Genomic DNA, 21,353 nt, shown 5'->3' with positions numbered 1-21,353 from the left:
CATCGCGCGGTCCCGGACAATACATCTCCATCGACTCAAGGACCTTCACGCAGCACCATGGCCGACGAAAAACTCCCCCGCGATCCCTTGAAGCGAGAAGCGGCGATTGCTGCGGCGCGGCCGGAGGCCCCGGCGCGGCCCTTCGTCCATTTGCTCGTGCATTCGGCCTATTCGCTGCTGGAAGGCGCCTTGCAGATCGGCAAGGTGGTGGCTCATGCGGTCAAGGACGAAGCCCCGGCCATCGCCGTTACCGACACCAACAACCTGTTTGGCGCGCTCGAATTCGCGCAGAAGGCGGTGAAGGACGGCATCCAGCCGATCATCGGCTGCCAGACGGCGCTCGCCTTTTCCGGCGAAAACAGCGATGGCCAGCGCGACCGCCGACGGCAAGGTCCCGATATGCGGCCGGTCGTTCTGCTTGCCGCGACCGAGGCGGGCTATTCCAATCTGGTCAGGCTGGTCAGCCGCGTCTACCTCGAAACGCCGCCGGGCGAAGCCGTGCACCTGACCACGGAAATGATGGAAGGCTATTGTGACGGGTTGATCTGCCTCAGCGGCGGACCGCGCGGACCGATCGGCACCGCGCTCAAGGAAGATCGCCGCGATCTGGCCGAAGCCCGGCTTCTGACTCTCAAGGAGATGTTCGGCGACCGGCTCTATGTCGAGCTTGATCGGGTTTCCGGTTATGATCGCGTGATCGAAAAATCCTCGATCGATCTGGCCTATGCCCATGAACTGCCGCTGGTCGCCACCAACGAGGCGTTCTTTTCCTCTCGCGACGACTATGACGCACATGACGCGCTGATTGCCATTGCCGAGGGATCGGTCGTTGCCGCCGACAACCGCCGCCGGCTGTCGCCCGACAATTTCCTGCGCAGCCAGGCCGATATGGCAAGGCTCTTTGCCGACCTGCCGGAGGCGATCGACAACACTGTCGAGATCGCGCTGCGCTGCTCCTATTACCCGAAGAACCGCAATCCGATCCTGCCGCGCTTCACCGGCGGCGATGTCGCCGACAATGACGCCGCCGTGCAGGCGGAAGCCGACGAACTGGCCCGCCAGGCCCATGAGGGGCTCGACGCGCGCCTTGCCATGCATGGCCCGACCGCGGGCTATACGGTCGAGCAATACCGCGAGCGGTTGAACTTCGAGCTTGGCATCATCACCAAGATGAAGTTTCCCGGCTACTTCCTGATCGTTGCCGACTTCATCAAATGGGCCAAGGCGCAAGGCATTCCGGTCGGGCCTGGCCGCGGTTCGGGCGCAGGCTCGCTGGTCGCCTATTCGACCACCATCACCGACATTGATCCGCTGCGCTTCTCGCTGCTGTTCGAGCGCTTCCTCAATCCCGACCGCGTGTCGATGCCCGACTTCGACATCGACTTCTGCCAGGATCGGCGCGAGGAGGTCATCCGCTACGTCCAGCAGAAATACGGCCGCGACCAGGTCGGCCAGATCATCACCTTCGGTACGCTGCAGGCGCGCGCCGTGCTGCGCGACGTCGGCCGCGTCCTGCAAATGCCCTATGGCCAGGTCGACAAGCTCTCCAAGATGGTGCCGCAGAACCCGGCCAATCCGGTCAAGCTCGCCGACGCCATCGCCAACGAGCCGCGCTTTGCCGAAGAGGCCGAGAGGGAGCCGATCGTTCAGACGCTGCTCGACATGGCGCAGAAGCTGGAAGGCCTCTACCGCCATGCCTCGACGCACGCCGCCGGCATCGTCATCGGCGACCGGCCGCTCTCGGAGCTGGTGCCGATGTACCGCGATCCGCGCTCGGACATGCCCGTCACCCAGTTCAACATGAAATATGTCGAGCAGGCCGGACTGGTGAAGTTCGACTTCCTCGGCCTGAAGACGCTGACCGTGCTGGAGACGGCGGTGAAGCTGATCCGCCGGCGCGGCATCGAGATCGACCTGGCAACCATCCCGCTCGACGATCCCGAGACCTACGCCATGCTGTCGCGCGGCGAAGTGGTCGGCGTGTTCCAGGTGGAAAGTGCCGGCATGCGCAAGGCGCTGATCGGCATGCGGCCCGACTGCATCGAGGACATCATCGCGCTGGTCGCACTGTATCGACCCGGCCCGATGGAAAACATCCCGACCTACAACGCCCGCAAGCATGGCGAGGAGGAGATGGCCTCGATCCATCCCAAGATCGACCATCTGGTGAAGGAGACGCAAGGCGTCATCGTCTACCAGGAACAGGTGATGCAGATCGCGCAGGAGCTGTCGGGCTACTCGCTCGGCGAAGCCGATCTGCTGCGCCGCGCCATGGGCAAGAAGATTCGCGCCGAGATGGACAAGCAGCGCGAGCGCTTCGTCTCCGGCGCGGTCGAGCGTGGCGTCGGCAAGCCGCAAGCCGACTTCATTTTCGACCTGCTGGCCAAGTTCGCTGACTATGGTTTCAACAAATCGCACGCCGCCGCCTATGCGGTGGTTTCATACCAGACCGCCTATCTCAAGGCGCATTATCCGGTCGAGTTCCTGGCGGCGTCGATGACGCTCGACATGGGCAACACCGACAAGCTCGCCGATTTCCGCCAGGACGCGCTGCGCCTCGGCATCGAGGTTCTGGCGCCGTCGGTGACATCGAGCTTTCGCCCCTTCGAGGTCGGTGAGAACCGCATCTATTATTCGCTGGCAGCGCTCAAGGGCGTCGGCGACGCGGCGGTCGAGCACATCGTTGCCCAGCGTGGCGAAAAGCCGTTCAAGAACCTCGCCGATTTCTGCGAGCGGGTCGATCCCAAGATCGTCGGCAAGCGCGTCTTCGAAAGCCTGATCATGGCCGGCGCGCTCGACTGCTTCGGCCACGACCGCGCGTCGATGATGGCGGGCGTGGAACGCATGATGGGGCTGGCGTCGCTGGCGCAGCAGAACGCGGTTTCCGGACAGCACGACATCTTCGGCGCCTCGCTCGGCGCCCAGTCGCAGGCACTCAATCTGCCGGCGACAGAGCCGTGGCTCGCCGCCGACCGGCTGCACCGTGAATTCCAGGTGGTCGGCTTTTACCTCTCGGCCCACCCGCTCGACGAGTACAAGGCGGCCCTGCAGAAGATGCGGGTGCAAACGTGGGCCGAGTTCTCGGCGGCCGTCAAACGCGGTGCCGCCGCCGGCCGCCTGGCCGGCACGGTGACATCCAAGCAGGAACGCAAGACGCGCACCGGCAACAAGATGGGCGTCATCGCCTTTTCGGATACGTCAGGCCAGTACGAAGCCGTGCTGTTTTCGGAAGGACTGGCACAGTATCGCGACCTGCTCGAGGCCGGCCGCTCCGTCGTCATCACCGTTGCGGCCGAGGACAGGCCGGAAGGCGTCAATCTGCGCATCAACTCGGTGCAGTCGCTGGAGGATGAGGCAAGTCGCATCCAGAAGGCGCTGCGTATCTTCGTGCGCAACGCCACGCCGATCAACACGCTGGCCGGCCAACTGACCGTCAGGGGCGAAGGCCAGGTCAGTTTCGTGCTGATCAAGGAAGAAGGCGAGGGTGAAATCGAGATAGAGCTGCCGAACCGCTACCGTATCTCGCCGCAGATCGCCTCGGCGATGCGCGCGGTGCCGGGCGTGGTCGAAGTGGAATTGGTGTGACCCCCGCTCTTTTCGGGGCGCGGCAATCAGCCGGGCGGTCGCTGCGGCCAACGCCGGCGCAGTCAGCATGAAGCCGGCGCAGAGGAATGGGTCGCAGGCGGTTTCAGCCTTGGCGCGGCTGCGTGACCGGCTGCGCAGGCTTTATCATGGGCGCACGCCGGCCGCTTTCCGGTTCCAACTGGTGGCCGTCGTCATCGACCTCGCCATCATCGCCTTCTTCATCGCGACGCCGGTTCTCCAGGACAAGCCGTCCTTCCTCTGGCTCGACTATTCGGCGGCCGCGCTGGTTGCCGCGGACCTCGCTGCCCGCCTGCTTGCCTCCAAGAACATGCTGCGGCTGATGAAGCAGCCGACCTCGTGGGTCGATGTCTTCATCCTCTTGACGCTGCTGATGCCAACGGCGTTCGCCAATCTCGCCTTCCTGCGCATCCTGCGGCTGTGGTCGCTGTCGCGCAGCGGTTCGCTCTGGCGGCATTTCGAGATGCGAGGACTGCGGCCGTGGCGAGAGGCCAGCCACGCGGTCATCAACCTTTTGACCTTCCTGTTCGTCATCACCGGCTTCGTCTACACGTTCTTCTTTCGCACTGGCGCCGGCCTGGAAAACTATATCGACGCGCTTTATTTCACTGTCGCCACGGTGACGACGACCGGCTTCGGCGACATCGTGCTGCCGGGCATGGCCGGCAAGCTGACGGCAATCGTCACCATGATCATCGGCATATCGCTGTTTGTCAGACTGGCTCAGGCGATCTTCCGGCCAGCCAAGGTGTTGTTTCCCTGTCCGCAGTGCGGCTTGCGGCGGCACGAGCCGGACGCCGTGCATTGCAAGGCCTGCGGCCATCTTCTCAACATACCCGACGAAGGGAACTGACGGCCGGCGGGACTACGACGCCGCCACTTCGGCCGGCTTTATCTGCCTGCGCTGCAGATTGAGCAGATTGCCCATCAGGATCAGCAGCGCGCCGCCGGCGGTGAAGGCGTCGATCTGCTCGCTATAGAGCAGCCAGCCGATCAGTGCCGATAGCGGCACGCGTAGAAAATCCATCGGCGAGACGATGGTCGCGTCGGCATAGCCAAGCGCTCGGGCCATACAGAAATGCGACGACATGCCGGTGAAGGCGATCAGCACGATCCATGGCCATAGCTCCAGTGGCGGGTTGCGCCACGTATAGAGCGCCGGGATGAGACCGACCACCGACTGGACAATCAGCATCCAGCAGATGATGCGTACGACGCTGTCTGTCCGGGTCAGCGACTTGACGGTGACCACCGAGATGCCGAAGCAGGCCGCGGCGCCCAGCACGACGAGATGTCCAGGATCGACCGAGCCGACACCGGGGCGCACGATGATCACCACGCCGATCAGCCCCAGCGCGATCGCTGCCAACTTGGGCCGGTTCAGCCTTTCGCCCAGAAAGATCACCGCCAGGATAGCTGTCCAGATCGGAGTGGTGAATTCGATCGAGATCAACACGGCCAGCGGAATCAAGGTGAGGGCGTAGAGCCATGCCGCCTGGCCCGTGTAATGGATGACGTTGCGGGCGATATGGGCAACCGGGCGCTGCGTGCGCATGGCTTGAAAGCCGCCACTCATCATCACCAGCGGCAGCAGGATGAAGAAGCCGATCACGGAGCGCAACTCCAGCACTTGGAAGACGTTGAGCTCCGCTGTCGTGGCCCGGCCGGCGACCGTCATGCCAAGGAACGAGGCGATAGACAGCGCCATCCAGAACGCGGCCTTGGGGATCGAGGGGGTGGGTGCCATTCGCGCTATGTCGCAGGCCAGCACCTCTGCCGCAACCGCTAGCCAAGGCATTCTTCTGGGCCAGTCGCGACTGGCTCGATGTTGTAAAACAGTCATGTGGCGGACGGAACCTGAAATGGTAGGTGGCGTTGAGTCCCGATGGTCAGCCGTGCTCGTGGATCGCCCCGCCTTTTTTCGAAAACGACAAGGAGAGCTTCGATGAGATCCTTCGCGCAATTCGCGCTTACCGGCGGTCTATTGGTTGCGGCAGGCGCAGCACATGCCGACGAGACCCAATTTCTTCAGTCGTTCAAGGGCAATTTCGCCGGCAAGGGCACTGTCCAGGTAACCACGGATGCTCCGAACGTCAGCGTATCGTGCAGCTTCAAGTCGAATGCGACCTCAACCTCGCTATCGCTGGATGGAAATTGCCGCGGTCTCATTGTGGTGTCGCGGGCCATCAGCGCCAATCTGAAAGTTACAGGTGCCAAATACAGCGGCACCTATGTCGGCTCTCGCACGGGACCGGCGCAACTCAACGGCAGCCGTTCGGGCAATGCGATCAACCTGGGCATTCGCTGGGCCAAGGAGGTCAATGGCGACCGAAGGGCGCAGATGAAGGTCGAGAAACGCGGCGAGAACGGCATGCGGCTGACCGTCATCGACACCGACCCGAAAACCGGCAAGAGCGTGGTGACGAGCAGGATAGACTTGCAGCGCACCTAATCCTCGAGCGGCTCCGGCGGATGGGCATCGCGGCCCTTGCCGAATGTGTAGCCGGTTTCCACCGCCTTGCGGCCGAACTTGTCGCGCAAGGCATCGATGGCGCCCTCGGCCATGGCGCGCTTGCGCGACTGGATGTCGACCAGATCGGGCGGGTCGGCCTTGTCGTCGTCCGAGAGGTCGCTGACGCCGATGCCGAGCAGCCGATACTTCGTGCCGTCGGTTTCCTTGCGCAGAAGCTCCACCCCAGTCTGAAAGATGCGGTCGGCGAGCCGGGTCGGGTCGCCGAGCTGGCGATTGCGCGTGCGCAGCTTGAAATCCTGGCTCTTCAGTTTCAGCACCACGGTGCGCCCGGCAATGCCTGACTTTTTCAGCCGTGCCGAAACCTTTTCCGAAAGACCCCTGAGAACCGCGATCAGTTCCTCCAGCGACGCGATGTCGGTGTCGAAGGTGGTTTCGGCCGATACGCTCTTGGCGTCCTGATCGGGATCGACGCGGCGGACATCCTCGCCGCGCGAAAGGTGGTAGAGCCGGTCGCCCATCGTGCCATAGCGGCGCATGAGGTCGCCGCGATCCATCTGCTGCAGCTGGCCGATGGTGCGGATGCCGTCACGCTCCAGCGTTGCGTTGAACGCCTTGCCGACACCCCAGATCATGGTCACCGGCTGCGCCGCCAGGAAGCCGACCGCCTCGGCTTCGCCGATGACCGAGAAGCCGCGCGGTTTACGGAAGTCCGACGCTATCTTGGCGAGGAACTTGCAGTAGGACAGGCCGGCCGAAACGGTGATGCCGATCTCCTTCTCGACCGCCAGCGCAAAGCGCGCCAGCACCACAGCGGGTGGCAGGCCGTGCAGTCGTTCGGTGCCGGCGAGGTCGAGAAACGCCTCGTCGATCGACAGTGGCTCGACCAGCGGCGTCAGCGCCTGCATCATGGCGCGCACTTCGCGGCCGACGCGGACGTATTTTTCCATGTTGGGGCTGATGACCACCGCCTCCGGGCAGGCTTCGAGCGCCTTGAACATCGGCATGGCCGAGCGGACGCCCTGGATGCGGGCGATGTAGCAGGCGGTGGAGACCACGCCGCGCTTGCCGCCGCCGATGATCAACGGTTTGTCCTTGAGCGCCGGATTGTCGCGCTTTTCGATTGCCGCATAGAAGGCGTCGCAATCGATATGGGCCAGATGCAGCCGGTAAAGCTCGGGATGACGCGCAAGCCGGGGGCTGCCGCAGCGCTCGCAGCGGCGCGTCTGGCTGCGCTGAAGCATCAGGCAGTCGCGGCAAAAACCGTGATCGGGATTGTTGACAGGGGCCGCCATCGCTGCGAACATAAAGAGAACAGAGGCAATGGTACGACAGTGCAAGGCCAGCGACAAGGCTGGCCTGGGGAGAACGCATGAGCACGACCATAGCGCCGCTTGCGCCCGAGCTTTGGGCTGAATTCGAGGACCTCTTCGGCAAGCAAGGTGCCTGCTACGGCTGCTGGTGCACGCACTTCCGGCTGGCGCCGGCGATGCGTCGCGAGAGCAGCCGGGAACGCAACAAGGACCACATCAAGGCGCGCATCGAGGCCGGCCCGCCGCCGGGCCTGCTGGCATTCGAGGACGGTCAGGCGGTTGGCTGGATGCAGATCGGACCGCGCGCCGACGTGCCCGAATGGAACAACCAGGGCAGGGGGTCGGCACCGGTCGATCCTGCCGACGCCACGGATCCGGCCGTCTGGGCGATCTCCTGCTTTTTCATCCGCGGCAAGGCGCGCGGCAGGGGCATCACGCATCGCCTCGTCGAAGGCGGCATCGATTTTGCCCGCCAGAACGGTGCACGGCTGCTCGAGGCTTGTCCGATAGATCTGTCTCGCGATTCGCGTTCGATCGGCCTGTTCGTCGGCTCGTCGCGGGTCTTCGAGAAGGCTGGTTTCGAGAGGCTGTTGGAACGCAAGGCCGGTCGGCCGCTGATGCGGCTGGTGCTTTGATCGAGATTGCCTGCCCGGATGCCGTTGTCGATCTCACCTTGCGGTTGCAGCGGTAATTTCATACCAGACGGACAAAGCCTTTCTTCTCGGTCAAACGGAGAATTCGCGTGAACCGTGCCCTGCCATTCGTGTTCCTTCTTGCGTTGAGTGCCCCTGCTCTCAGTCAGACCGTCGACAGTCAGGGTGCGAAGCAATTGTCCGACGACTTGTCCCGCTATGTCGGCAAGCAGGCGATCGACAAAGGCATTTTGAAGGTTTCGCTGGAAGGTGGTGCTTACAAGATCCTGTTCGATTTCAAGGCACTTGCCGCATCATTTCCGGACCAGAAACTGCTGAAGTTCGACTTCGCGCCCTATGCCCTGATGGTCAAGCCGCGCAGCGACGGATCCTGGGATGTCTCGATGGATTTCTCCCAGAGCGCCTCCTTCGAGTTCAACGGACCCGAAGGCCTGCAAAGCACTCAGTTTTCGATCAAGGACGGCAAGGGCTCGGGCGTCTACGATCCAAATCTGGCGGCCTTCACCAGCGGCACCAGTTCGATGGCCGGCATGACGATGGCGTCGAAGGATGCCAAGCAGCACATGGAGGCCAGCGCCGGCGCTGGCATCGCGACCGTTGCCGCGACCAAGTCGGCGACCGGGGGCGTCGATTTCACAACCTCGCAGAAGGTGTCGAGTTTTGTCGAAGCGATCAATTTCGATGACCCCGAGAGCGGGCTGAAATTCCCGGTCACCGTCAGGTCGCCGGAATTGTCGGTCGAAGCCAGCGGCAAGGGCGTGCAGACCAAGCCATTGCTCGATCTCCTGGCATTTGCTGTGGCCAACGAGGACGAGGCGACGCTGAAGGCCAACCAGGCGCAGCTCAAATCGCTTTTGTTCGCCGCCTTACCGCTTTGGCAGCGTATCGACGGGACCTATGGTTTCAAGGATTTCGCGGTGGAAAGCCCGGTCGGCAATTTCGGCGCCACCCAGCTCAGCACCGTGTTCGGCTCCGACGGCGTCGCCCAAAACGGCACGATCACCTACGGCATCAAGGCATCGGGACTGACCGTGCCGACCCAGCTTCTCCCGAGCTGGAGCGTGGGGTTGTTGCCCACCGATGTCGATTTGAACTTTGGCGGCGCCAATATCGATCTCGACAGCATGGCGAAGAAGGCGATCGAAGCCTTTGATCTCAATAAGAATCCGCCGCTGTCTGCCGAATTCGGCGAGCAGCTTAAGGCCGACTTCATGGCCAAGACGCCGAAGGTCGTGCTTGGCCACAGCACCGTGAAGAACAAGGATACGGAGATCGCCCTGGAAGGCGAGATGACATTCCCGGGCGAAAAGCCCGAAGGTAGCGTGACCGTCGATGTCGCCGGCTTCGACAAGCTTGTCGAAGGCCTGCAGGAAGCGGCAAAGTCGGAACCGGAGGTGGCCCAATACGTGCCAGTCGCTCTCATGGCGAAGGGCTTTGGCAAGACGCTGTCCGATGGACGGCTGGAATGGATCGTCAACGCCAAGGCCGACGGTTCGGTCACCGTCAATGGCGTCATGCTGAAGCCTGCCGATCCGGCCGTGGACGACAGCGTGGACGATGGTGACGGCGACGATGACAGCGGGGACGACAGCGGCGGCGCAGGTGCGAAACTGAACCCTTGAAGGCTGGAGTTTAGAGCCCCAGCGCGCTTGCGATCTTCGGCGCGGCTTCGTGCCAGTCCTGGACGACGACCACATCGTCCGTCACCGGGGGCAGGAATGCGCGCAGTGAATTGTCGGCCATCAGGTGGAACAGTTCGGCGTCGGCGACCGATTCCCGCACCGACGCCAGATTGTGCGGCTGATCGTCGACGAAGACCACCGGTCGGCCGGCCTTGCCGCGAAGCTTGGCCACTGCCGGTCCTTTGGCCATTTCAGTGGTCAGAAGCGGGTAGCTCAGTCCAAGCGCGTCGAGATGGACACGACGCACGGCACGGTGTTTGTGCGGCATGGCCGTCAGCAAGATGATTTCCGCGCGGTCGCCAAGCCCTGCCAGGGCCTCTGCCGCGCCGTCCGTAATGTTTTGCCAATCGGCTTGCGTGTCAAAGAAATCGCCCAGCAGTGCCGTGACTTCGGGCTGTTCGATCAGGCGGCCGCTGGCCGTCTCTGCGATGTTGCCGGTCAGCCGGAACGAGGCCAGCGTCAGGCCATAGCCACGCGTCTTGAGGAAATTCGGAAACGGGCGGATGAATTCGAGCACGACATCGTCGACATCGAGCACCAGCAACGGCCGGTTGTCGGCTGCCAGTTCTTCGATCTGGCGCGCTGTTTCTGGATCATCGCTCATATGGAATGCTCGTGATTGTCATCGCCCAGCGGCAGCGACCGCAGGGCCTTGCCGACAGCAGCCGGCGGGGTGCCGGTTTCCTCGGCAAAGCGCATCAGCGTCGGCTCGTGGGCGAGGATGAATTGCAGGACACCAGCCAGGAAACCCGGCTCACTGGCGGCTTTGCGGATCGAATGGACCTCTATGCCGGTGATAGCCAGAAAGCGCGGCAAAAGCTCCGGATCGGAGGCGACAAAGCCCAGGGCCTTCACGGCAATCGATTCCGCTTCTTCGCGCATTGACGCTGCGTTTGCCATCACTACCTTCGGTGTGTGGAATGAGTCTCTCCCGCAGTAATGGCAAGAGTTGCTTGCGGCAAGCCATTAGAGCGTGGCGCGCCCTTTGGACGCGCAGGCGACGAGGTAGAATTCGCGCTGTTTTCCAGCCGCGGATTTCCGTTTCGTCAATCATATTGCCGTAAAGTGAAGCAGGGTTTGGTGCGTTCAGATATGGGCGCATGACGGTCGCCTTCGAAGCGGAAGGGCGGCCGGGACGGGATATCGATGCCGAAGAAGGTTATGATCGTCGAGGACAATGAGCTCAACATGAAGCTCTTTCGGGACCTCATCGAGGCAAGCGGTTACGAGACCGTGCGCACCCGCAACGGTCTGGAAGCGCTCGATCTGGCACGCCAGCACCGGCCGGATCTCATCTTGATGGATATCCAGTTGCCTGAGGTGTCGGGGCTTGAAGTGACCAAATGGCTGAAGGAGGACGACGAACTGCACGTCATCCCCGTCATTGCCGTGACCGCCTTCGCCATGAAAGGCGACGAGGAACGTATCCGCCAGGGTGGCTGCGAGGCTTATATTTCGAAGCCGATCTCGGTGCCGCGTTTCATCGAAACCATCAAATCCTATCTGGGCGATGCGTGATGTGCCCCTTCAGCCGAGCCGGAGCGTTATGAAATGACTGCGCGGATCCTCGTCGTCGACGATATCCCTGCCAATGTGCGGCTGCTGGAAGTGCGGCTGCTGGCCGAATATTTCGAAGTGTTGACCGCCACCAACGGGCCGGATGCGATCGAGACCTGCGAGAACGGCAAGGTCGATGTCGTGCTGCTCGATGTGATGATGCCCGATATGGACGGCTTGGAGGTCTGTCGGCGGCTGAAGAGCGATCCGGCGACATCGCACATTCCGGTGGTGATGATCACCGCGCTGGACCAGGTTTCCGACCGCGTCCGCGGGCTTGAGGCTGGCGCCGACGACTTCCTGACCAAGCCGGTCAACGACCTGCAGCTGATGACGCGCGTCAAGAGCCTTGTTCGGCTGAAGTCGCTGACCGACGAGTTGCGGCTGCGCGCCTCGACGACGCGCAATATCGGCATCGAGGAGTTGCTCAGCCGCAATTTCGCATCCGAGGACACGACGCCGAAAGTGCTTTTGATCGACGAGCGCAAAACATCCGTCGAGCGCATCCAGAAGATGCTGCGTGATCGGGCCGACCTCGACGTCACACATGATCCGCATGCCGGTTTCTTCCAGGCCGCCGAGACATCCTATGAATGCGTGATGATCTCGACCGCGTTCGCCGATTTCGATCCGCTGAGGCTCTGTTCGCAGTTGCGCTCGCTCGATCGCACCCGCTTCGTGCCGATTATCCTGCTGGCGGAGGAGGGCGAGGAGGAACGCATCATTCGCGGCCTGGAACTCGGCATCAACGACTATCTCATGCGGCCGATCGACCAGCAGGAACTGACGGCACGGCTGCGCACGCAGGTGCGCCGTAAGCGCTACAACGACCAGCTACGGGCCAGCGTCACCCAGACAATCGAAATGGCGGTGACCGACGGTCTGACCGGGCTGCACAATCGCCGCTATCTGGACAGCCATCTGCAGACGCTGTTCGATCGCGCCGTGGCACGGCGCCGGCCGCTGTCGGTGATGATCACCGACCTCGATCGCTTCAAGGCGATCAACGACGCGCACGGTCATGATGGCGGCGACGAGGTGCTGCGGGAATTCGCACGGCGGCTGCGCAAGAATGTCAGGGGTATCGACCTTGCCTGCCGCTTTGGCGGCGAGGAGTTCGTCGTGGTGATGCCGGATACCGAGGGCGCGGTGGCCGAGAAGGTGGCCGAGCGCATTCGCGCCGAAATCGCCCAGGCGGCTTTCGCCATTGGCCAGGACGGCAAGGCGATCGAAGTCACGGTCAGCGTCGGCGTGTCGTCGGTGCTGAAGGGCGTGGACACGGTGGCGGCGCTCATGAAGCGTGCCGATCTCGCGCTCTACGAAGCCAAAAGCGGCGGCCGCAATCGGGTCGTCGCCAAGGCGGCGTAGTGACCCAGCCCCGATTATCCAGTCAACCCGACAGGGTTACCCGTTTACCTTAATCCAAGCGATTCGCGAGCCTTGGTTAAGAAACTGTTGATTTTTATAAGCTCTTGCGCGACTGTGCAGGCCAAGACGAAGCCGGCACGAGGATAGACCGCCGGCTCCGGTCCCTGGGAATACCCCATGATGCTCAGGTCCGCCGCATCTCCTGGGTCCGTGGGGTCGGCCGGCCGGCGCTGGCACATAGTGGCCTCCTCGTACCGCTGCCAAACGCCGACCGGCCCCCTTCTTTCCAATGAACATCAGAGCTCCGTGCCAAAGCACGGAAGACTCTGGGTTTTTGCGCCTGAAAATCTGGATATCGTTAGGGGAAATTGCCCCGAGCGCTTGTTCCGCGGCAACCAACAGGGGAAACAATACCGTTCCCTTCCATTTCATACATATGGCGCACAAGGGGCTTGCGGCAAGACCCGGCTCCTCCCGTAAAACCGACCCGAACCAAGGTGCGGAAAACGGGAGTGATGACAATGGTTTCAGATCATGCGGTGGTGATCGCCGGGGGTGGTCCGGCGGGATTGATGCTGGCGGGCGAACTGGCGCTAGCAGGCGTCGACGTTGCCATTGTCGAAAGGCGGCCGGATCAGAAACTTGCCGGCCTGCGCGCAGGTGGCCTCCATGCACGCACCATCGAGGTGCTCGACCAGCGCGGAATTGCTGATCGGTTCCTCTCGCAGGGCCAAGTGAGCCCGGCCGTAGGTTTTCACATGATCCGCCTGGACATCAGCGACTTCCCAACCCGGCACAATTACCTGTTGGCGCTGCGGCAGAACCACATCGAGCGCATCCTGGCCGACTGGGTCGGCGAGTTGAAGGTGCCGATCTATCGTGAACACGAGGTTGCGGGGTTTATCCAGGACGACAGCGGCGTCGACGTCGAACTGTCCACCGGTCACCGCCTGAGGGCCGCATATCTGGTCGGCTGCGACGGAGGCCGCAGCACCATTCGCAAGGCGGCCGGTATCGAGTTCACCGGATGGGATCCGACGATGAGCTGGATGATTGCCGAGGTCGAAATGTCGGAAGAACCGGCATGGGGCTTCCGCAGCAACGCCTCCGGAATTCATGCCCTGGGTAAGATCGAGGACGGCAAGAAGGTTGGCGTCGTGCTGACGGAGCCCCGCCTGGAGGCGCGCGGCGAACCGACGCTACGCGAGCTCAGCGAGGCGCTGGCCGCCATCTATGGCACCGATTTTGGGGTCCACAGCCCGACCTGGCTCTCCCGCTTCACCGACATGACGCGCCAGGCTGCCGCATATCGCGACAGACGCGTGCTGCTGGCCGGCGATGCCGCCCACGTCCATCCGCCGATGGGTGGACAGGGCCTCAACATCGGCGTGCAGGATGCGGTGAACCTTGGATGGAAGCTGGCCCAGGTCATCAAGGGGATATCGCCGGAAAGCCTTCTCGACAGCTATCACGCCGAGCGCCATCCGGTTGCCGCCCGCGTGTTGCGTAACACGATGGCGCAGGTCGCGCTTCGCCGCACGGATGACCGCAGCAAGGCCTTGGCCGACACCGTTGCCGAGTTGCTCGGCATGGATGAACCCCGCAAAAAGATCGCAGCCGAGATGTCCGGCCTGTGTGTCCACTACGACCTCGAAGAGGGGCACCCGCTGCTTGGGCGGCGAATGCCCGATCTCGATCTGACCACCGCCGGCGGACCGTTGCGGGTCTTCACCTTGCTGCACGACGCGCGGCCCGTGCTGCTCAACCTCGGTGAGCCCGGCAGACTGGACATCGCGCCCTGGGCAGAACGGGTTCGGCAGATCGACGCCGGTTACGCCGGTATCTGGGACCTGCCGGCTCTCGGGAGTGTCGTTGCGCCCGACGCGGTCTTGATCCGGCCCGATGGTTATGTGGCTTGGGCCGGGGCGGGAACCCAACGGGGCCTTGTGGGCGCGCTGACCACCTGGTTCGGGCCGCCTGCTGCCGCAGGTTAGCAGACGCGATCGCGCGACCGCCTTGAGAATATTGCGTCGCTTCCTCCGACAGTGCTCCTGACAGTTTGTTGACAGGAGTTTTCAACTGTGCAGAATTGGTTGGACCATTGGACCACTCGGAGGAAATGTGGACCAGAACAGCCTGCCACCCATTCAAATCACGGCGCGCGACGACGCCGTGTTGAAGGCGTTGGTGGGATTTGTTCGCGCCGAAGCCCTGCAGCTGGGCGACAGACTCCCAACCGAACGCATTCTCGCCGAGCGGCTGAAGGTCAGCCGCAACACCGTGCGCGAGGCTCTGACACGCTGGGAAGGGCTCGGCCTCGTCGAACGCCGGCAAGGCAGCGGCACCTATCTCAAGGCGGCTGTTTCGCCTGATATGCTGCACATGCCGCTGACACTGGCCGGCGGCAATGATTTCACCAGCCTGATGCAGACGCTGGAGATCCGCCGCGCGCTGGAGGCGGAGGCAGCAGCCCTTTGCGCCGAACGCGCCAGCCAAGCCGATATTGCCGAGATCGCACGCAAGCTCGACATCATGGAACAGGCGTTCCGCACGCGCGAGGGCATGTCGTCGGAAGAGGATTGGGAGTTCCACCAGGCGATCTACCGGGTCTCGGGCAATCCGCTGTTCGAGCAGATCATCGCCGCCATGCATGAGCTGTTTCACCGCTTCTGGGAGCATCCGCTCGGCGTGCGTGACTTCGGCCACGCCAGCTTTCCCTATCACCGGACCATCTACGAACGCATTGCTGCCCGCGATCCGCAGGGCGCTCGCGCCGAGGCGCTCAAGCTGATCGCCACCGTCGAGGACGACCTCAAGCGCGGCGCGGCCAAACTCAAACTCTCGAGCCAGACATGAACGAGCATCCATCAGGTTTCGATTACGACTATCTCACCGAAGCGGCCACGCTTTTGGCGCATGACGAACCGTTCCCCGGCGGTGCGGTGGTGCCGCCGATCTACCAGACCTCGCTGTTCACCTTCGCCAACTATGCCGAGATGGCCGATACCTTTGCCGGCAAACGAAGGCAGCCGATCTACTCGCGCGGCGACAATCCCACGGTGATGGAGTTCGAGGCGCGCGTGGCAGCGCTCGAGGGCGCAGAAGCCGCGCGCGGCTTTTCCAGTGGCATGGCGGCGATCAGCGCCACAGTGCTTGCGTTCGTCGGTGCGGGCGAGCGCATCGTGGCGGTGCGCAATTGCTATGGCGATGCCTACCGTTTGTTCGAGCGGCTGTTGCCGCGCCTCAACATCAAGGTCGACTATGTCGACGGCTCCGACCCGGATGCGGTCGCGGCGGCACTTCCCGGCGCCAAGCTGCTTTATCTGGAAAGCCCGACCTCGATGATGTTCGAGCTGCAGGACATCGCGCATCTGACACGGTTGGCCAAGGAACAGGGCATCGTCACCACGATCGACAATTCCTGGGCGACGCCGGTGTTCCAGAAGCCGATCACGCATGGCGTCGACCTGGTGCTGCATTCGGCCTCGAAATACCTTGGCGGCCACAGCGATACGGTCGCGGGCGTCGTGGCGGGTTCGGCTGCCCACATCAAGCACATCAACGAGCAGACCTATTCCTATCTCGGCGGCAAGCTGTCACCGTTCGAAGCGTGGCTTTTGCTGCGCGGCCTGCGCACGCTGCCGCTGCGCCTGCCGCACCACATGAAGAGCGGCCTGACCATCGCCGAACGGCTGAAGGCGCATGCCGCTGTCGAGCGGGTCAACCATCCCGTCTATTCGAACCACCCGGGCAAGGCGACGCTGGCCGGCTATGCCGGGCTGTTCTCCTTCGAGGTTACGGACGAGATTGACATCCCCGTCTTCGTCGACGCGCTGAAATATTTCCGCATCGGCGTCAGTTGGGGCGGGCATGAAAGCCTGGTCGTGCCGGCCAAGGCGTCGCTGGAGCAGACGCCGGGCCTGAATTCGATGGCGCGCTTCGGCGTCAGCCCCCGAACCATCCGCTTCAATGTCGGATTGGAGAGTGTCGAAGACCTGTGGGCGGATGTCGCCCAAGCCTTCGAAAAAGCCAGAAAATAACAAGCGGGTTCAAAATGGGAGTCTTGAACATGAAAAAACTGACCGTCATGCTTGCCACCGTTGCGGGACTGGCGATTTCCGCCGGAAATGCTGTGGCCGATTCGACCCTGAAAATGGTCGAAGTCATCACCAGCCCGCCACGCACCGAATTCCTGAAGAAGCAGATCGCCGAGTTCGAAACGGCCAATCCAGGCATCAAGGTCGAGCTGATCTCGCTGCCCTGGGGGCAGGCGTTCGAGAAATTCCTGACCATGGTGCAGGCCGGCGACACGCCCGACGTGGTCGAGATGCCGGAACGCTGGATGGGCCTCTATGCCAACAATGCCCAGCTCGAGGATCTCGGCCCGTATATGGCCAAATGGGACGACGCCAAGACGCTGGGCGACCGCGCCAAGCAGTTCGGCTCGACCGTCAACAACACCCAGTTCATGATCCCCTACGGCTACTATGTGAACGCGCTGTTCTGGAACAAGAAGCTGTTCAAGGAGGCAGGTCTGGACGGCCCGCCGGCCACGCTCGACGAGTTCGTCGCCGACTCCAAGAAAATCTCCGCCATTCCGGGCAAATACGGCTACTGCCTGCGCGGCGGGCCGGGTGCCTTCAACGGCATGCACATGTTCATGAACATCGCTCAGGGCAAGGGTGGCTACTTCAACGAGGACGGCACTTCGACGATCAACGAGGAGGGCTCGGTCAAGGGCCTGCAGATGCTGGCCGATATGTACAAGGACGGCCTGGCGCCGAAGGATGCGGTGAGCTGGGGTTTCAACGAAACGGTCACCGGCTTCTATTCCGGCACCTGCGCTATGCTCAACCAGGATCCGGACGCGCTGCTCGGCATCGCCGACAAGATGAGCGCCGACGATTTCGCGGTAGCGCCATTGCCGGTCGGGCCGAGCGGCAAATCCTATCCGACACTCGGCTATGCCGGTTGGGCCATGTTCGCCAACTCGCAGCACAAGGACGACGCCTGGAAGCTGATGGCGACCCTTTTGTCGCCGAAGGACAATCTGGAATGGGCCAAGGAAGTCGGCGTCGTCCCGATCCACAACGGTGCCGACCAGGATCCCCATTTCAAGACCGAGCAGTTCAAGGGCTGGTTCACAGAGCTCAGCGACAGCTCCAAATATGAAATGGTCACCCCGCCGACGCATCTGGAGAACCTCGGCAATTTCGTCGACCAGGTGGCGATCAAGAATTTTCAGGAAGTGCTGCTTGGCCAGAAGACGGCCAAGGACGTCGCCGACCAGTGGGCTGCCTTCCTGACCAAGGAACAGCAGGACTGGATGGCGAAGAACAAGAAATAAGCGCGTTCTTTCCTTCTCCCGTTCACGGGGAGAAGGTGTCACGAAGTGACGGATGAGGGGCGGCGGTAGTTTTGCCTACTTTGCGCTGCCCCTCATCTGCCTGCCCATCCTTCGCAGCCGCTGCGCTGCAGCTTCGGAGGGTGAACCGGCACTTCTCCCCGCTCATTGTCCATCCGCTGCTCCAGGGAGCCGATCCTCACCCAATGACCTATGCCGTGTCCGAAATACGATCCGTCGGCAAGCCTCGAAAGAAGCGGCTGTCGCATGCCGCTATCGAGCCATGGCTCTATCTCAGCCCGGCGATCATCCTGCTGGTCGTGGTGCTTCTGGTGCCGCTGGTCATCGGCATCAGCTACTCCTTCCGCAAGTTCTCCGCCTTCAAGTCCGAATATGTCGGGCTCGGCCAGTATCAGGCGATGCTGTCGGATCAGGTGCTGGGCCAGGCGCTGGTCAACACGTTGTGGTGGACGGTCGCCAGCCTTTTCTTCCAGTTCTTCCTCGGCCTTGGCCTGGCGCTTCTGCTCGACAAGCCGTTTCGCGGCCGCAAGGCTGTACAAGCCCTGGTGTTCCTGCCCTGGGCGGTGCCGTCCTTCCTGTCGGGCCTGACTTGGGCCTGGCTGTTCAATCCGATCATCGGCCCGCTGCCGCACTGGCTGTTTGCATTGGGTCTGAAGGCCGAGCCGACCAATGTGCTGTCCGATCCGTCAACCGCCATGTGGGGGCCGATCGTCGCCAATATCTGGTTCGGCATTCCGTTCTTCGCCATCACGCTCCTGGCGGCGCTGAAGTCGATCCCGTCGGAACTGCATGAGGCTGCGGCCATCGATGGAGCCTCGCCCTGGCAGCGCTTCACCAAGGTGACGCTGCCGTTTCTGGCGCCGACCATCGCCATCACCGTGATGTTGCGCACCATCTGGATCGCCACCTTCGCCGACCTGATCTTCGTCATGACCGAAGGCGGACCGGCCGGCTCGACCAACACTGTGCCGGTCTACATCTATGTCAGCGCCTTCAAATCGCTGGACAAGGGCTATGCCTCGGCGGTGGCCGTGCTGCTATTGGTCCTGCTCATTGCCTATGCGATTGCGCTGATCGGTATCCGCCGCACCCTGGTGAGGCACGTCTGATGATCGCAGGACGCACAGCCTCGCAGCGCTTCTTCGGCGGCATCGGCCTCTACGCGGCAATCGCGGCTTACGTGCTCTTTGCCTTGTTCCCGATCTACTGGACGCTGAAGATCTCGGTCACGCCGGAGCGGCTGCTTTATTCCGAAGGCATCACCTTCTGGCCGTCGCACATGACGCTGCAGAACTTCGTCACCGTGCTCGAGGCCACCGATTTCCCCCGCTATTTCCTCAACAGCGTCATCGTCTCGGTATCGACGGCGGCACTGGTGACAATCATCGCCACGCTTGCCGGTTATGCCATGTCGCGCTTCACCTTTCGCGGCAAGGCAGCACTGGCGCTGATGTTGCTTTTGACCCAGACCTTTCCGCTGGTGATGGTCATTCCGCCGATCTACCGCGTGATGGGTCAGATCGGACTGATCAACAGCCTGACCGGGCTGATCATCATCTACACCGCCTTCAACACGGCTTTTGCCACCTTCCTCATGCAGTCCTTTTTCGACGGCATCCCCAAGGATCTGGAGGAAGCGGCGATGATCGACGGCTGCACGCGTGCGCAGGCGATGCGCAAGGTGATTGTACCGCTGACGCTGCCGGGCATGGGCGCGACGCTCGGTTTCGTCTTCACCGCCGCCTGGAGCGAGCTTCTGTTCGCGCTAATGCTGATTTCCAGCGACGACCAGAAGACCTTCGCCGTCGGCTTGCTCACCTTCATCGGCAAGTTCGCCGTCGATTGGGGACAGATGATGGCGGCATCCATCCTGGCGTTGATCCCGGTCTGCATCTTCTTCGCCTTCCTGCAACGCTATCTCGTCACCGGCCTGACCGCCGGCGCCGTCAAAGGATAGATCGATGGCCTCTGTTACGCTCGATAAGGTCCGCAAGGATTATGGCGCCGTCCGCGTCCTGCACGCGGTCGACCTTGAAATCGCCGATGGCGAGTTCGTCGTCCTGGTCGGCCCGTCGGGCTGCGGCAAGTCCACGCTTTTGCGCATGATCGCCGGGCTGGAGGAGGCTTCCGGCGGCGAGATCCGCATTGGCGAGCGGCTGGTCAATGACGTAGCACCCAAGGACCGCGACATCGCCATGGTGTTCCAGTCCTACGCGCTTTATCCGCATATGGACGTGTCGAAGAACATGGGCTTCAGCCTGCTCCTGAAGAAGGCGGAGAAGGCGACGATCGACTCCAGGGTGGACGGCGCCGCCAAGCGGCTCGGGCTCGATACCTTCCTGCAGCGCCTGCCGCGGCAATTGTCCGGCGGCCAGCGCCAGCGCGTCGCCATGGGCCGGGCGATCGTGCGCGACCCCAAGGTCTTCCTGTTCGACGAGCCGCTGTCGAACCTCGACGCCAAGCTGCGCGTCCATATGCGCGCCGAGATCAAGGCGCTGCACCAGCAACTGAAGACGACATCGGTCTATGTCACGCACGACCAGATCGAGGCGATGACCATGGCCGACCGGATCGTCGTCATGCATGACGGGCTGATCCAGCAGGTCGGCGCGCCGCTCGATCTCTACGACCGGCCGGCCAACATGTTCGTTGCAGGTTTCATCGGTTCGCCCGGCATGAATTTTCTGCCGGCGACGGTTCGCAAGGGCGCTACGTTGGAGGCCGTACTGGCCGACGGCCAGGCGCTGCGGCTGCCGGAAGACTTGCCACTGACCCACGGTGACGCCATCACCGTCGGTTTGCGGCCCGAGCATATCAAGCTGGCGGACGACGGTGCGTTGAAGGGCGAGGTGGGTGTGGTCGAGCCGCTCGGCCTTTCGACGCAGTTCTACGTCAAGCTAGCCAGCCAGCAGCTGTGCGTCTTTGCCATGGGCCGTGCCGGCGTCAAGTCCGGCGACGTGGTGCGGTTGGCGGCCGAACCGGACCAGCTGCATCTGTTCGATGCGAAAAGCGGCGAGCGCATCGGCTGAGGGGACGCAGCCGGGTCGGATGCGGGCAGCCGGATCAGGCGCCGCTATCGGGCGGGACATACACGGTAACGCTACATTTCAATTGGATAAAATAGCGGAACGTCCAAGAGACATTTCCGGAACCTAACAGGATCGCTCGGACCTTTGCGTCTAGGGCGCAAGACCTTAGTCCCGCCGTCTTCTCAAAAGAACGGAGGTCATTTCGCCGCGAACTAGGCCACCGTCGGAGTTAGTCAACACCGACGGTGGCCCCTGCAATATGGGCGAGTGGGTTGTGTGCGGATATGGTGTGATCGCGGAAGGCGATTGTAGA

18 protein-coding genes are annotated in these 21,353 nt (G+C 62.6%); 14 read left to right on the top strand and 4 right to left on the bottom strand.

The genetic code is table 11. The annotated features are described in order from the left end of the window. Positions 1-57 precede the first annotated feature (57 nt). Positions 58-3,585, top strand: coding sequence for a DNA polymerase III subunit alpha (dnaE, locus tag EOC83_RS07315; protein WP_063167891.1), 3,528 nt, complete (start codon positions 58-60; stop codon positions 3,583-3,585). Positions 3,586-3,652: 67 nt separating this feature from the next. Next, positions 3,653-4,456 carry a potassium channel family protein gene (locus tag EOC83_RS07310; RefSeq protein ID WP_063167892.1) on the top strand — a complete coding sequence of 268 codons (804 nt, stop codon included), beginning with the start codon at positions 3,653-3,655 and terminating at the stop codon, positions 4,454-4,456. Positions 4,457-4,468: 12 nt separating this feature from the next. On the opposite strand, the gene EOC83_RS07305 is transcribed toward EOC83_RS07310, so the two are convergent. Continuing rightward, positions 4,469-5,350 (bottom strand): DMT family transporter, encoded by an 882-nt coding sequence (locus tag EOC83_RS07305; protein ID WP_013531939.1) that lies wholly within the window; start codon positions 5,348-5,350, stop codon positions 4,469-4,471. A 198-nt stretch (positions 5,351-5,548) separates the two neighbouring features. Here EOC83_RS07305 and EOC83_RS07300 point away from each other — a divergent pair, with 198 nt between their 5' ends. Continuing rightward, the gene (locus EOC83_RS07300; protein WP_024503586.1) at positions 5,549-6,055 is read left to right on the top strand and encodes a hypothetical protein; all 507 of its coding nucleotides are present in this window, start codon (positions 5,549-5,551) and stop codon (positions 6,053-6,055) included. Here the strand turns inward: EOC83_RS07300 and EOC83_RS07295 are convergent. Next, positions 6,052-7,380: a DNA polymerase IV gene (locus EOC83_RS07295; RefSeq protein ID WP_013531937.1), complete on the bottom strand. Its 1,329-nt coding sequence runs from the start codon at positions 7,378-7,380 to the stop codon at positions 6,052-6,054. The genes EOC83_RS07300 and EOC83_RS07295 overlap by 4 nt on opposite strands. Before the next feature lie 65 nt (positions 7,381-7,445). On the opposite strand from EOC83_RS07295, the gene EOC83_RS07290 reads away from it, so the two are divergent. Further along, a complete protein-coding gene (locus tag EOC83_RS07290) occupies positions 7,446-8,021 on the top strand; it encodes a GNAT family N-acetyltransferase (RefSeq protein ID WP_024503584.1) in 576 nt (191 codons plus the stop codon). 107 nt (positions 8,022-8,128) lie between these two features. After that, complete coding sequence (locus EOC83_RS07285; protein ID WP_063167893.1) at positions 8,129-9,661, top strand: hypothetical protein; 1,533 nt, start codon at positions 8,129-8,131, stop codon at positions 9,659-9,661. 10 nt (positions 9,662-9,671) lie between these two features. Here the strand turns inward: EOC83_RS07285 and EOC83_RS07280 are convergent, their stop codons facing one another. Together EOC83_RS07280 and EOC83_RS07275 are read right to left on the bottom strand one after the other, a co-directional pair. Then, positions 9,672-10,325, bottom strand: a complete 654-nt coding sequence (locus EOC83_RS07280) for a hypothetical protein (RefSeq protein ID WP_013531934.1) — start codon at positions 10,323-10,325, stop codon at positions 9,672-9,674. Beyond that, complete coding sequence (locus tag EOC83_RS07275) at positions 10,322-10,621, bottom strand: DUF3572 domain-containing protein (protein WP_024503583.1); 300 nt, start codon at positions 10,619-10,621, stop codon at positions 10,322-10,324. The genes EOC83_RS07280 and EOC83_RS07275 overlap by 4 nt, the downstream gene beginning before the upstream one ends. 246 nt (positions 10,622-10,867) lie before the next feature. Here EOC83_RS07275 and EOC83_RS07270 point away from each other — a divergent pair, with 246 nt between their 5' ends. From EOC83_RS07270 to ugpC, 9 genes are all read left to right on the top strand, one after another. After that, entirely contained in the window at positions 10,868-11,239 is a 372-nt protein-coding gene (locus EOC83_RS07270; RefSeq protein WP_013531932.1) for a response regulator, read from the top strand. A gap of 33 nt (positions 11,240-11,272) precedes the next feature. Next, positions 11,273-12,646, top strand: a complete 1,374-nt coding sequence (locus EOC83_RS07265; protein ID WP_063167894.1) for a PleD family two-component system response regulator — start codon at positions 11,273-11,275, stop codon at positions 12,644-12,646. A 521-nt stretch (positions 12,647-13,167) separates the two neighbouring features. Beyond that, positions 13,168-14,640, top strand: a complete 1,473-nt coding sequence (locus EOC83_RS07255; RefSeq protein WP_063170221.1) for an FAD-dependent monooxygenase — start codon at positions 13,168-13,170, stop codon at positions 14,638-14,640. A 127-nt stretch (positions 14,641-14,767) separates the two neighbouring features. Continuing rightward, positions 14,768-15,502, top strand: coding sequence for a FadR/GntR family transcriptional regulator (locus EOC83_RS07250; RefSeq protein WP_013531928.1), 735 nt, complete (start codon positions 14,768-14,770; stop codon positions 15,500-15,502). Next, positions 15,499-16,686 (top strand): PLP-dependent transferase, encoded by a 1,188-nt coding sequence (locus EOC83_RS07245; protein ID WP_063167895.1) that lies wholly within the window; start codon positions 15,499-15,501, stop codon positions 16,684-16,686. Before EOC83_RS07250 ends, EOC83_RS07245 begins: the two co-directional genes overlap by 4 nt. A 29-nt stretch (positions 16,687-16,715) precedes the next feature. Further along, positions 16,716-17,993 (top strand): sugar ABC transporter substrate-binding protein, encoded by a 1,278-nt coding sequence (locus EOC83_RS07240; RefSeq protein WP_063167896.1) that lies wholly within the window; start codon positions 16,716-16,718, stop codon positions 17,991-17,993. A gap of 203 nt (positions 17,994-18,196) precedes the next feature. After that, positions 18,197-19,120: a sugar ABC transporter permease gene (locus EOC83_RS07235; RefSeq protein WP_063167897.1), complete on the top strand. Its 924-nt coding sequence runs from the start codon at positions 18,197-18,199 to the stop codon at positions 19,118-19,120. Further along, positions 19,120-19,968, top strand: coding sequence for a carbohydrate ABC transporter permease (locus EOC83_RS07230; protein ID WP_013531924.1), 849 nt, complete (start codon positions 19,120-19,122; stop codon positions 19,966-19,968). Before EOC83_RS07235 ends, EOC83_RS07230 begins: the two co-directional genes overlap by 1 nt. A 4-nt stretch (positions 19,969-19,972) precedes the next feature. Continuing rightward, positions 19,973-21,040, top strand: coding sequence for a sn-glycerol-3-phosphate ABC transporter ATP-binding protein UgpC (gene ugpC / locus EOC83_RS07225; RefSeq protein WP_063167898.1), 1,068 nt, complete (start codon positions 19,973-19,975; stop codon positions 21,038-21,040). Positions 21,041-21,353: the final 313 nt, after the last annotated feature.

The sequence above is a fragment of the Mesorhizobium sp. Primo-A genome (assembly GCF_003997175.1).
Classification (GTDB): Bacteria; Pseudomonadota; Alphaproteobacteria; order Rhizobiales; family Rhizobiaceae; genus Mesorhizobium; species Mesorhizobium ciceri.
The sequence above is the reverse complement of the archived record's forward strand: the minus strand, read 5'-3'. Positions and strand labels throughout refer to the sequence as shown.